The organism is Hymenobacter terrigena (assembly GCF_054776515.1).
In genome coordinates this window covers 1,444,556-1,458,146 of sequence record NZ_BAAHBU010000002.1, presented here as the reverse complement: position 1 = coordinate 1,458,146, position 13,591 = coordinate 1,444,556, and the positions used below count along the sequence as shown (strand labels likewise).

General features: G+C 61.9%; 7 protein-coding genes. 6 read left to right on the top strand and 1 reads right to left on the bottom strand.

All coding sequences use genetic code 11. From position 1 onward, the window contains the following. Positions 1-85 precede the first annotated feature (85 nt). On the top strand, positions 86-3,166 hold the full coding sequence (locus ACYU7Q_RS12965; protein ID WP_460609850.1) for a glycoside hydrolase family 2 protein: 3,081 nt from the start codon (positions 86-88) through the stop codon (positions 3,164-3,166). Positions 3,167-3,170: 4 nt separating this feature from the next. On the opposite strand, the gene ACYU7Q_RS12960 is transcribed toward ACYU7Q_RS12965, so the two are convergent. Next, positions 3,171-4,223, bottom strand: a complete 1,053-nt coding sequence (locus ACYU7Q_RS12960) for a LacI family DNA-binding transcriptional regulator (protein WP_460609849.1) — start codon at positions 4,221-4,223, stop codon at positions 3,171-3,173. 454 nt (positions 4,224-4,677) lie between these two features. Here ACYU7Q_RS12960 and ACYU7Q_RS12955 point away from each other — a divergent pair, with 454 nt between their 5' ends. From ACYU7Q_RS12955 to ACYU7Q_RS12935, 5 genes are all read left to right on the top strand, one after another. Next, positions 4,678-7,458: a hybrid sensor histidine kinase/response regulator transcription factor gene (locus tag ACYU7Q_RS12955; protein WP_460609848.1), complete on the top strand. Its 2,781-nt coding sequence runs from the start codon at positions 4,678-4,680 to the stop codon at positions 7,456-7,458. A 203-nt stretch (positions 7,459-7,661) separates the two neighbouring features. Continuing rightward, positions 7,662-8,984, top strand: a complete 1,323-nt coding sequence (locus ACYU7Q_RS12950; RefSeq protein ID WP_460609847.1) for an MFS transporter — start codon at positions 7,662-7,664, stop codon at positions 8,982-8,984. 67 nt (positions 8,985-9,051) lie between these two features. Then, entirely contained in the window at positions 9,052-9,933 is an 882-nt protein-coding gene (locus ACYU7Q_RS12945) for a carbohydrate kinase family protein (protein WP_460609846.1), read from the top strand. A gap of 45 nt (positions 9,934-9,978) precedes the next feature. Continuing rightward, the gene (locus ACYU7Q_RS12940) at positions 9,979-11,523 is read left to right on the top strand and encodes a glycoside hydrolase family 32 protein (RefSeq protein ID WP_460609845.1); all 1,545 of its coding nucleotides are present in this window, start codon (positions 9,979-9,981) and stop codon (positions 11,521-11,523) included. A gap of 45 nt (positions 11,524-11,568) precedes the next feature. Next, entirely contained in the window at positions 11,569-13,404 is a 1,836-nt protein-coding gene (locus tag ACYU7Q_RS12935) for a glycoside hydrolase family 13 protein (RefSeq protein WP_460609844.1), read from the top strand. Positions 13,405-13,591: the final 187 nt, after the last annotated feature.

Below are 13,591 nucleotides of genomic sequence, written 5' to 3'. Positions count from 1 at the left end.
CAGTAGAGATGCTTCGACTGCGCTCAGCATGACGGCTTTATTATTTTCTGACGCTGCCTGTGTAAGCCAGGCTTTTCCACCTTCCATGACCTTCTCCCTCTTCTTGCGGCGTGTGCTATTCGCCGGTTTGTGCGCTCTTTGCCTCACTGCCCAAGCCCAATCCAATAACGGCCGCTTCGTGCAGGATTTGTCGAATCAGGAGTGGCGGATGTGGCTGGATAAGGACGCACCCTGGGCGACAGACCGGCTGTATGCGCCACCAGTCAACGTCAGCCAATTGCCCGTAAACCAACCCACGGGTGGGTGGGCGTCGCTAGCCAGTGCCGAAGGGAAAACTGTGCACCTGCCGGCCACCGTGGAGCAATACTACTGGGGCCAAAACGGCAACGCCTTCGGGCTGAGCGGCAATTACTTGGGTGTGTCGTGGTTCAGTACACGGCTGGCGGTGCCAGCCACGCTGCAAGGGCAGCGCTTAGTGTTGCGCTTCGAGAGCGTGCGGTTTCGGGCCGAGGTGTTTGTGAATCAGCAGCTGGCGGGCTACGACCTGGTGAACAGCACGCCGTTCGAAATCGACGTTACGAAGCTGGTGCGCTACGGGCAGGCCAACGACGTGGCCGTGCGCATCACCGACCCCAACGGCAACTTCGACTGGCGCGACTCGCAGAATTTTATGTGGGGCAGCTACCGCACCCAGCCCACGCACGGCTTTGGCGGCATCACGGGCAAGGTGGAGCTGGTGGCCACGCCGCCGGTTTTCGTGCTGGATGTGTTCGTAAAAAACAAGCCCGCTCTGCGCGAAGTGGACGCGCAGGTAACCATCGCCAATACCACCAGCCAGCCCACCAGCGGCACCCTGCAACTGGAAGTAAAGGAGCACGGCGGCGCGCAAAAAACGGTTTTCACCCAGGAACTGGCCCTGGCACAAGTGCCGGCAGGGCAGAGCACCCAAACCGTAACGGTAAAAGTACCCGAGGCCAAGCTCTGGAGTGTTGAAAGCCCCAACCTGTACCAGCTGACGGCGACATGGAAAGGCGCCAACAACGCCGTCGACACCTATCACCAGCGCTTCGGCTTCCGCTGGTTTGAGGCGCGGGACGTGGCCGGCGGCGACCGGCAGTTCTTTCTCAACGGCAAGCGGATTGTGCTGCGCACGGCCATTTCCTGGGGCTTCTGGCCGGTGAATGGCATTGCGCCGAGCGACGCGCTGGCCCGCAAGCAGGTGGAAACCGCCAAGGCGTTGGGCCTGAATATGCTCAACTTCCACCGCACCATCGGCCAGACCAACGTGCTCGACTACGCCGACGAGCTGGGCCTGCTCTACTTCGAGGAGCCCGGCGGCAACCAGTACCCGGCCAACCTGATGAATGCCACCGATTCGCTGGGCAAAAAGCAGGCAGACTTCTACCTGGTGGCCCGCACCGAAAAGGTGTTGCGCATGGTGCGCCGCGACCGCAGCCACCCCTCGCTCATCATCTACAATTTCCACAACGAGCGCGGCGCGCCGCCCGAACCTCAGGACCGCACCGAGATGAGTGCCGCCCACGCCCTCGACGAAACGCGCCTGCTCACCTACAACTCCTCCAACGGCGACCCCACGCTCAAGCCCAACCCGCGCTTCAAGCTGCACCTGCGGCCCTACGACGCCACCTTTTACAACTACGGCTGGTTCGACCAGCACCACGCCGGCGGCCCCGGTGTGTACAACAACGCCCTGTATTCCGGTCCCGGCAAGTACCTCCGCTTCACCGACCACAAGGACGAAATCATCTATTGGGGCGAGGACGGAGCCATTGGCACGCCGCCGCGCCTGCAGCTAATTCGGGATGAAATCCTGAAAACCGGCAAGGACATTGGCTGGGAAAGCGCCAGCTATTTGCAGTGGTACGACGCCTACGACCAGTTCCTGACCAACACGCCCGGCTTCCGCCAGGCCTTTCCGACGGTAGACGCGCTGACCACGGCCATGGGCAACACCGCCTACTACTACCAGGGCCGCGCCATCGAAAACGTGCGCCTCAACAACGTGGCCGATGGCTACGCCGTGAACGGCTGGGAAAGCATGATGCTGGAAAATCACTCTGGCATTGTGGACAACTACCGCAACCCCAAGGGCGATGTGCAGCTCATCGCGCGCTACAACCGCCCCGTCTACGTGGCCGTGAAGCTGACCCGCAAAGTCCTGGGCGTGGGCGACACCGCCCGGGCTGACTTTTACCTCATCAACGAAACCAACCTGCACGGCAAATACAAGCTGCGCGTGCAGGCCACCGACGCAAGCGGCAAGGTTGTTTTCACCAAAACCGTGTCTGTGAAAGCCACCGGCGGCACCACCTACGGCGAATTGCTCACGGCTGGCCTGCCCATTATCCCCGCCAATGCCGGCTACACCACCGTGCGCGCCGAGCTGCTGAGCGGCAGCACCGCCGTGGCTTCCGGCGATGACCAGCTTTATGCCGTGAAGCTCAACACGGCCGGCATCCCCGCCACGGGCATGGTGGCCGACACCAGCGGCGTACTGGCCGGCTACCTCAAATCCATCGGCGTCAACTCGTTCAAGGAATTTAAATCGGGGCGGCCGGTGGGCGACTACCTGCTGGTGGGCGCGTTCAACCCGCAGCAAACCGGCAACCCGCTCGTCACCGACATCCTGGAATGGGTGAACGAGGGCCACACGCTCATCGTGGTGGGCAATATCGATAAATGGGCCACCCACCTGGGCCGCAAGGAGGTGGTGGACTACCGTGGGGCCAAGGATTTGGGCACCAGCTGGTACGGCGGCAACTACTTCGTGAAAAGCCACCCCTTATTCGCCGGCTTGCCGCAAAGCTGCGTCTTCAACTGGGAGTACCAATGCTTTGCCACCTACGACCGCGCCCGGCTGGGCCTGCGCCTGTTCAACGGCGAAACCATCGTGGGCTGCGTATCCGACCACAAAAAGGAAGTGTACTCGGCCCTGAGCGTGGTGCCGCACGGCCGCGGCCGCATCATCCTCTGCGCTCTGGATATGTTCTCAACCCTGCGCGGCGTGAAAACCGGCAAAAAGGCCGAAGGCGACGGCGAAAATGCCGCCCTCACTTCGCTCGACACCTCGCGCGGCAACCGGGCCAACCTCGTCGGCCAGCAGCTGTTGCTGAACATGCTGCGGTGGGCGGGCTCGCCGCAATAGCCGGCTACTGTTGCCTTGTGGCCGCGGCCTGCGCGTGCAGGGATGACTCGCGAATCATTAACTTGGTTTTGAGTACAATGCGCTGCCCGGTAAACGTGTCCGAGCGCTTTTGCAGCTGCAGGAAGAGCTGGACTGCCGCCTCGCCCATCAGCTCGCCGTGCTGGTCTACCGATGTCAGTTGGGGCTTTATCATGGTGGTGAACGGCTCGTTGCTGAAGCCGGCCAGGGCCATGTCTTCTGGCACCCGGATGCCATGCTCTTCCAGCACTTGCAGCGCGCCGGCCGCCGCAAAGTCATAGGCCGCAAAAACGGCATCGGGCCGAACCGGGCCTTTCAGCAGCTGGCGCATGGCTGCGGCCCCGCCGTCCATCCGGGAGTTGCTGAGCGGCACCACCAGTTGTTTGTCGTAGGGCAGGCCGTGGGCCAGCAAGGCATCGTGGTAGCCCTGGTGGCGGTTGAAGGTAATATTGAGGTGCTGCGGGCCGGCCAGGTGGGCAATGCGCCGGCAGCCCTGCGCAATCAGGTGTTCGGTGAGTTGGTAGGCCCCGCGGTAGTCGTCGGCTACCACGCCGCACACGTTGGCGATGTCCGGTATGCGGTCAAAAAATACCAGCGGAATCCCTTTGCGGCGCACCTGCTCAAAATGCGCAAAGTCGCGGGTGGTGCTGGACATGGATACCAGCACGCCATCAACCTGGGCCTTCAGCAGGGCGTTGATGTGCTTCTTTTCGCGGTCTACTTCCTCGCTCGACTGGCATATCATCACGTTGAACCCCGCCTGACTGGCCAGGCGCTCGATGCCGTGCACGACGGCCGGAAAAAAGGCCCCGTTGATGTGGGGTACAATGACGCCCAACACGTTGCTGCGCCCGCTACGCAACGACGCCGCCATGCTGTTGGGCTGGTAGTTGAGCTTTTCGGCCAGCGCCCACACTTGCGCCTTCGTGGCATCGCTGACGTCGAACGCATTATTGAGCGCCCGGGAAATGGTCGACACGGAAAGGCCCAGTTCCGCCGCCAGGTCCTGAATAGAAATACGTTTGCTGCCTTTGGCCATAGAATCATCGGAGAACACCACCCGTAACCAGCTATTGGTCAGCCGGCCAATGGCGCCTTAACGTGACTGCCCGCCAAAAGCGGCAGCCTGGTTCGGTAGTTTCTGGTCAACGAATCTACTTCGTTTTCACGGAGTGTTTCGTTGCCTGCCGCTGGTTCCGGCGCACCCGTCGCATTCTAGTCCGCACATATCTCTGAGCGTCTGCCGCGCATACCGCAAGAGAAGCATTCAATAGATTAAGAATAATGGTGCCGTGAGCATCGGTTTCTGCACCGAAAGTCACGGGCCCAAGCATTCTTCAGCTGGACTTTGTGGGTAATTCGCCTGGCGAAATGGCTGCGTTCAACCATAATGCCTCCGGAATTATCATATAATGTGTAGTTTGCAGCAGGCGTGGGCTGTTGGCCTGCCCTGCTTATACGTTTACCCCGTAGTTGCTTGCTCCATTACTTAAGTGGCTGATTCGCTGAAATTATTGTGGTGCCGAATCCTGCTGCTATTGCAAGTAGGAGCGTTGCTGGGGGGCTGCGCCGCGGCCCCGCCCGAGCCGGTTTATCGCATCGGCTTTTCGCAGTGCACCATGGGCGACGACTGGCGGCGGGCCATGCTGGCGGGCATGGAAAAGGAGCTAAGCTTCCACCCGAATGTGCAGTTCCAGGTGCTGGATGCTCACAACGACAGTGAGTTGCAGCGCCGGCAGGTCGAGCAGCTGATTAAGCAGAAAGTCGACCTGCTCATTATTTCTCCCAACCAGTCCGGACCCCTTACGGCCCTTACGGAAACGGCTTACAACCAAGGGATACCGGTGGTGATACTGGACCGGCGTACCACCTCGCGCCTCTACACGGCCTACGTGGGCGGCAACAACCTGGAAGTGGGCCGCACGGCTGGCCGGTACGTGGCCCAGCTATTGCACCAACGCGGGCAGGTGCTTGAGATTTTGGGCCGGCCGGGCTCCTCGCCGGCCACCGACCGCGCCAAGGGCTTTGCGCAGGTATTGGCTGCTTATCCGGATATCCGCTTACCGGCGCAGGTGGCCTGCGATTGGCAACCCACATCGGTGCTGCGGCAGCTGCCGGCGGTGCTGCGGGCGCACCCCGAAACCGACCTGATTTTTGCCCACAACGACCCCATGGCCCGCGCCGCCTACCAGGTGGTGTCGCGGCTGGCGCTGCCGCACCCCGTGCGCATCATCGGCGTGGATGGCCTGGCCGGCCCGGGCAACGGTTTGGAACTGGTGGAGGACGGCATTCTAAACGCCACCATGCTCTACCCCACGGGCGGCGAGGAGGCCATCCGGACGGCGCTGCACATCCTGCGTCACGAGCCCTTCGCGAAGGAAAACATGCTGGAAACCATGGTTATCGACTCGGCCAACGTGGGGCCGATGCGTGCCCAGACCGAACAGCTGGCCCTGCAACAGCACGACCTGCGGCGGCAGCAGCAGCAGCTCGAATCGGAGATGCGCCGCTACGCCAGCCAGCGCACGGCGGTGTATTTGCTTTTGGCTAGCCTGCTTATAACCAGTTTGTTGGGTTTTTTTGCATGGCGCGCTTTGCGTCTCAATCGGCGCATCCGGCGGCAGCTGGAGCAGCAGAATGCCGAAATCAGCACCCAGCGCAACCAGATTGCGCAGCTGGCCGAAGCCGGCCGTCGCACCGCCGAGGAAGCCAGCCGCTCCTCCGAAGCCAAGCTGCGGTTTTTTACCAACTTTTCGCACGAGCTGCGCACGCCGCTCACCCTCATTCTGGGCCCGGTGGAGGAGCTGCTGACCGATGGCGCCTCGCTGATGGATGCGCAGCGGCAGGACCTGCAGCTGGTGCGCCGCAACGCCCAGCGGCTGCTGCGACTGGTGAACCAGCTCATGGATTTCCGCAAAATCGACGTGGGCCGGATGTCGGTGCGGGCCACCGAGGGCAACCTCGTCGACTTCGTGCGCGAGTTGATGGACGTATTCGAGAAAACGGCGCGGCGGCGCAACATTACCTACCGTTTCCTGCCCGCCGAGCCGGTGGTGCAGCTCTGGTTCGATGGCGAGATTCTGGACAAGGTATTTTTCAACCTGCTGTCCAACGCTTTCAAGTACACGCCCGATGGCGGCCAGATTACGGTGAGCCTGCAGCCCGATTTGGTGGCCCACGTGGTGCGCGTCAGTGTGGAGGACACGGGCCGCGGCATTGCCGAAGTCGACCAGCCGCACGTGTTTGAGTGGTTTTACCAAGGCACCCGGTCGTCGGCGAACAGCTCCGGCATTGGCCTGGCGCTGGCCGAGGGCCTGACCCGGCTGCACGAGGGCTCGCTCACGTTCCGGACCCAGCCCGGCCACGGCACCACCTTCGAAGTGAAGCTGCCCCTGGCCCGGCCCGCCACGTTCCTAGAGGCCGACCCCGAGCCGCGCCCGGCCCCCACCGCTGAGCTGCTGCCCGACGATGAACTCGCTGAGCCCGCCCCGCCGCTGGCCCGCACCGACGCCACGGCCCTGGTGATTGAGGACAACGACGACGTGCGCAACTTCCTGCTGCAGAAGCTGCAGCCCTATTTTCAGGTCAGCTCCGCCGCCGATGGCCTCACCGGCCTGCGCATGGCCGGCGAAACCATCCCCGACGTGGTGGTGTGCGACGTGAACCTGCCCGGCCTGAGCGGCCTGGAAGTGGTAGCGCAGCTGCGCGCCGACTGGCGCACCTCGCACATTCCGCTGGTGCTACTCACGGCCCGCAGCGCACCCGAGGAGCAGGTGGCCGGTGTGCAGGCCGGAGCCGACCTCTACCTTACCAAGCCCTTCAACCCCACGTTCCTAGTCGAAAGTCTGCGCACGCTGCTGCGCAACCGCGACCAGCAGCGCGAGCATTTCCGCCGCGAGCTGAGCGTGGACACCGCCACCGTGGCCCCGCAACGCGTCGACCAGAAATTCCTGGCCGACCTCACCGCCATCATCGAAGCCAACCTCGACCAGCCCACCCTCAGCGTCGACGACGTGGCCCGCAGCCTGGGCGTGTCCCAAATGCAGCTCTACCGCAAGGTGAAAGCCCTGCTCGGCACCGGCGTGTCGGACTACATCCAGAGCCTGCGCCTCACCAAAGCCCGGCTGCTGCTGCTACAGGAAGGCAGCACCATTGCCGAAATCGCTTACCTCACCGGCTTCTCCTCGCCCTCGTACTTCTCCACAGCCTTCAAAGGCAAGTACCAGGTGTCGCCCTCCGAGTACAAAGCCCTGCACACCCCCGGCCGCAGCTGAAATATTTTTGCAAATCAGGTCGAATTACTGAAAGGCAAGCCACTGCGGTTTGCCTTTTTTATTGCAGTAAAAACCTGATAAATAACATATTGAATTCGATTCAGTCTTTTGTTGGAATTCTGCAAGCAATTGAAAGAAACGAGCAAGCCTTTGGAATAGCCCGGCCGGACTTTTGAGCCAACCTCATCTCGGTTCGCTTTCTCATGGTGCAGCGCAAAGTCCTTTTCTGGTCCATCGTCACGGCGCTAGGCGGCTTCCTGTTCGGCTTCGATACGGCGGTCATATCCGGCGCGGAGAAAGCCATTCAGCAGCTCTGGCACCTGAGCGCTTTCGAGCACGGCTTCACCATTTCCATTGCCCTCATCGGCACGGTGCTGGGGGCCATTTTCGGCGGCATCCCGTCCGATGCGCTCGGGCGGCGGCAGACCCTGCGGTGGATTGCGGTGCTGTATTTGGTATCGGCGGTAGGGGCAGCGCTGGCCCCGGCTTGGGTGCCGTTCATGGTGTTTCGGTTTTTGGGTGGGCTGGGAGTGGGGGCGTCGTCAGTGACGGCCCCCCTGTATATCTCCGAGATTTCGCCGGCCGAATCGCGGGGCAAGCTGGTGGGCTTGTTCCAGTTCAACATCGTGTTCGGCATCCTTGCCGCCTACCTTTCCAACTACTTGCTGGCCAACGTGGGCGAGCATTCCTGGCGCCTGATGCTGGGCGTGCAGGCCATGCCCGCGGTGCTGTTTCTGCTATTCCTGTTCCGGGTACCCGAAAGCCCGCGCTGGCTACTCCTGCACGGCCGCTTCGACGAGGGCCGCGAGGTGCTGCGCATCATCAGCCCGACCACCGTAGATGCTGATGTAACCGCCATCCTCACCTCGCAGGCGCATGATGCCGGGCAGAGCGAGTCGCTCTGGAGCGCGCAGTACCGCACGCCGGTGCTGCTGGCCGTGGCCTTTGCCTTCTTCAATCAAGTGTCTGGCATCAACGCCATTATCTACTATGCCCCGCGCATTTTTGAGATGACCGGGCTGGGGCAGGGGGCGGCGCTGCTGTCGTCGGCGGGCATTGGGCTGGTCAATTTCATCTTCACCTTGCTGGGCGTCAACTTGATTGACCGGTTTGGGCGGCGCACACTCATGCTGGTGGGCTCGGTGGGGCTCATTGCCACATTGGGGCTGGTGGCGCGGGCCTTCTATACGCAGCAGTTTGGCGGGGTGCTAGTGCCGGTGTTGCTGTTCGTATACATCGCCTTTTTCGCCTTCTCGCAGGGCGCGGTTATCTGGGTTTTTATCTCCGAAATTTTCCCAAACGCGGTGCGGGCCAAGGGCCAGGCACTGGGCTCCAGCACGCACTGGGTGATGGCCACGCTCATCGCCTTCACCTTTCCCTGGTTTGCCGAGCATCTGGGCGGCGGCAACACCTTCGCCTTCTTCTGCGGCATGATGGTGCTGCAACTCGTTTTCGTCCTGCGCTTTATGCCCGAAACCAAGGGCACCAGTCTGGAGCAGGTCGATAAAGCCTTGGTTATGCACTAGCGCTTCGACCACGGCCATTGCCGTCCCACTGCCACTCTCTCTCACCTCCAAAACCCACCCTCACGCCATGGCCATTGCCTGCTTCGGAGAAATGCTCTGGGACGTGCTGCCCACCGGAAAGCAACCGGGCGGGGCCCCGCTCAACGTGGCGGTGCACCTGCGCAATTTCGGGCTCGATGCGCAGCTCATCAGCCGCGTGGGGCACGACGATTTGGGGACTGAGCTGCTGGCTTTTGTGGAAAGCAAAGGCCTGAGCACGAAGTATGTGCAGCGCGGCGAAACCCATCTGACGGGCGTGGTGAAAGCCAACGTGAGCAACACCAACGAGGTGACTTATAAGATAGTCCAGCCGGTGGCCTGGGACTACATCCAGTATGAACCCGCGCTTAGCAGCCTGGTTCAGGGGGCCGAAGCTTTCGTCTTTGGCAGCTTAGCTGCTCGCAGTCCGGTGAGCCGCGAAACCTTGTATCGCCTGCTGCAACAGGCGCCGCTAAAGGTCTTCGACGTCAACCTTCGGCCCCCGCATTATTCGCGCGATGTGGTGCAGTACCTCCTGCGCCACGCCGACATCGTGAAGCTCAACCACCACGAGCTCGCCGAAATCATGGGCTGGTTTGGCGCCAGTCCGGCCGAAGAAACGGCCTTGGAATGGCTGGCGGCCCGCTTCCAGCTCCAAGCCGTGTGCGTGACTAAAGGTGCCGACGGGGCCGCGCTTTGGACCGGCGGGCAGTTCTACCGCAGCCCCGGCCGGCCCGTGGCGGTGCAGGACACCATTGGGAGCGGTGATGCTTTCCTGGCCGCGCTGCTCCGGGGCCTGCTGAGCCACCAGCCACCCGCCGACAACCTCGCTTTTGCCTGCGCGGCGGGCTCGCTGGTCGCCACTTTCCAAGGGGCCACGCCGGCTATTTCCGAAAGCATGGTGCGCGAATTGGCCGGCGCTACTGCCTGATTATCTGTTCTTACTATCTGCCTTGAGTTGCCCATCTCGCGCCCAATGAACCGATTGCTCCTCTGCACTTTGCCTCTGCTCGTGAGCATAGCCAGCCCGGCCCAAACTCCGGCGCCGGCCACCGACCCGTACCGGCCGGTGTACCACTTCACGGCGCCCAAAAACTGGATAAACGATGCTAACGGTTTGGTGTACAGCAATGGCCAGTACAACCTGTTTTACCAATACAACCCGCGGAGTGCCCAGCCCGGCCACCTGGCCTGGGGCCACGCCACCAGCCCCGACCTGCTGCGCTGGACGCATCAGCCCGTGGCCCTGACCGAATACGCCAGCCCCGACGGCAGCAACACCATGATTTTCTCGGGCAGCGCGGTGGTTGATAAGGACAACACCTCGGGCCTGTTTCCGGCCGGCAAAACCGATGGACTGGTGGCCTTTTACACCGGCCACCAGGAGCGCGGCGGCGTGGTAGTGGCCCAGCACCAGAACCTGGCCAGCAGCCAGGATGGCGGCCGCACCTGGCAGCGCTACGCCGGCAATCCCGTGCTCGACATCGGCAGTAAGGAGTTCCGCGACCCCAAGGTGTTCTGGTATGCGCCGCAGCAGAAGTGGGTGATGGCCACCGTGAAAGCCGACCGCCAGCAGGTATACCTCTACGAGTCGAAGAACCTGAAAAACTGGACCTTCCTGAGCCGTTGGGGCCGCGCCGGCAACACGGTGAAGGAGTGGGAATGCCCCGATTTGTTTGAGCTGCCCGTGCCCGGCGGCGGCACCAAGTGGGTGCTCTTGATTTCAGCCGGCAACCCGGTGGAGCAGTTCCGGGGCCAGCAGTATTTTCTGGGGCAGTTTGACGGCAAGACGTTTACGCCCGACCAGGCCTACGAAGAGCCGACTTACCTCGATTTCGGCAAGGACTACTTTGCTGCCGTTACCTTCAACAACGTGCCCGATGGCCGCCGCCTGCTGGTGGGTTGGGCCAACGACTGGGCCTACGCGCAGGCCGTGCCCACCGGCACCGAGTGGCGCGGCAGCTTCGCGGTGCCGCGCGAGCTGAGTTTGCGCCGTACCGCCGCCGGCCTCGTGCTGGCCCAGCAGCCCCTGGCCGAGTTTCGCCGCCTGGGCAAGGAAACCCTGACCGTGAAAAGCCGCGACCTCAAGCCCGGCGGCACCGGCTACGAACTGCCTTTCCGTGGTGAATCCTACGACCTGGAACTAACTCTGAATCCCGGCAAGGCCAACCTGCTCACGCTAAGCCTACTGCAAAGTGCTGACGAGAAAACGGTGCTGCGCTACGATGTGGCCAAGCAGGAACTCACCCTGGACCGCCGACAGTCAGGGAACGTGGCCTTCCACCCCATGTTCGCCAGCAGCCTCGAAACGGCCAAAGTGCCGTTGCGTGACGGCCAGCTCCAGCTGCGCCTGCTGGTGGATGAGTCGGTGGTGGAAGTCTTCGCCCAGAGCGGCGAAGTCACACTCACGGACCTGGTTTTTCCCCGGCAGCACACCGGCCGCATCACCCTCACCACCGACGGCCCGGCGCAACTGACCAGCTTACGCATCTCAGACCTGAGTCAATCCATAATGCCTTAATAAGCTGCTTTTTAAAGAAAATAATTTTTATTAACTTTTCGTGTAATGTCTCTTTCCTCGTCCGCTTCCTTCCTGCTAAGTATCACCAGGCCGCTGTTGCGGAGGCTGGTGCCTGGCGGCGCGTTGCTGCTGGTGCTGGCGGGCTGTGGACATAGAGAGCAAAAGGCCGAAACGGCCGAGACCGCCGCTACCAGCGTTGCTGCGGCAGCAACGGATAGCACGGTGACTAAAAAGCCCGATTGGTGGAAGGAAACGGTGGTGTACCAGCTCTATCCGCGCAGCTTTCAGGACAGCAACGGCGACGGCGTGGGCGACCTGAAGGGCATCAATTCGCGGCTTGACTATTTGAAAAGCCTCGGCGTGGGGGCCGTGTGGCTGAATCCCATCTACGCCTCGCCCAATGATGACAACGGCTACGATATCAGCAACTACCGGCAGATTATGCCCGAGTTCGGCACCATGCAGGATTTTGATGCACTGCTCAAGGGCATGCACCAACACGGCCTGAAGCTGGTGATGGACCTGGTGGTGAACCACAGCTCCGACGAGCACGAGTGGTTCAAGCAGTCGCGCAGCTCACGCACCAGCCCTTACCGCGACTATTACTACTGGTGGCCCGCCGAAAAAGGCACGCCCCCGGCCCGCTACAGCACTTTTGATGTGAAGCGCAACGCCTGGCAGTACGACTCGCTTACCAACGCCTACTACCTGCACTACTTCTCGCGCAAGCAGCCCGACCTGAACTGGAACAACCCCAAGGTGCGCCAGGAAATCTACGCCATGATGAAATTCTGGCTGGATAAGGGCATCGACGGCTTCCGCATGGACGCCTTCCAGTTTGTGGCTAAGGACCCCGCATTTCCGCCCATGCCGGGCCTGAATGAGCGCAACTACACCAACGCCTACAACCACGGCCCGCACCTGCACGACTACCTGCAGGAGATGAACCGGGAGGTGCTCAGCAAGTACAACATCATGACTGTGGCCGAAGGCGCCGGCCGCAACCCTCAGGAAGCCATGCTCTTCGTGGACCCCGCCCGCCACGAGCTGAACATGACCTATCACTTCGACGCGGTGGGCGTGGGCAACTCGGCCACCGGCTACAAGCTCACCGACCTCAAGCGCGTGTTCACGCGCTGGGACAGCGCTTTTGCGGGCAAGGGCTGGCAGTCCATCTACCTCGGCAGCCACGACCAGCCGCGCATCGTGAGCAAGTTTGGCGACGACCGGCCGGCCTTCCGCGCCGCCTCGGCCAAGCTGCTGAACACCTTCCTGCTCACCATGCACGGCACGCCCTACTGCTACAACGGCGACGAACTGGGCATGACCAACATCGGCCTAACCAACATTGCTGACTACCGCGACGTGGCCGCCCGCAACGGCTACCAGCTGGTGAAAGCGCAGAACGGCAACCTTTCCGCTTACCTCAAGGGCCTGGCCCGCTTCTCGCGCGACAACTCCCGCACGCCCTTCCAGTGGAATGCTACGGCGCAGGCCGGCTTCACCACGGGCACGCCCTGGCTTAAAGTCAACCCCAACTACCTTACTATCAATGAGGCGGCGGAGGAAAAAGATTCGGCGTCGGTGCTGAACCACTTCCGCCGGGCCACGGCCCTGCGCCGGGCGCACCCGGTGCTGGTGTACGGGCAATACCAGCTGCTCGACGCGGCCAACCCGCACATCTACGCCTACACCCGCACGCTGGGCGCTAATAAGGCACTGGTGGTGCTCAATTTCTCCTCGGAACCCCGTAGCTGGACCATGCCCTCAGGCCTCAAGCCGGCCGGAGCCGCCTGGCTCACCAATTACCCTGCTAACCAGACCGGTAGCCCGGCGCTGGCGCTCCAGCCCTGGCAGGCCGTGGTGCTCCCGCTCCAATAAGCTGAGCGGGCTTTTGCGAAAAATTATCATTCTCACCTAACGCTGCAATACATGAATAGACCCGGAAACCGCCGCCCATCTCTCCGAAATCGTTTGCAGAAATCGTTTTCTGAAAACGGTCAACCACTCATCGCTTAAAAACTCCCACCATTTCACTTTTCAAACCATGAGAAACAACGTGTACAAA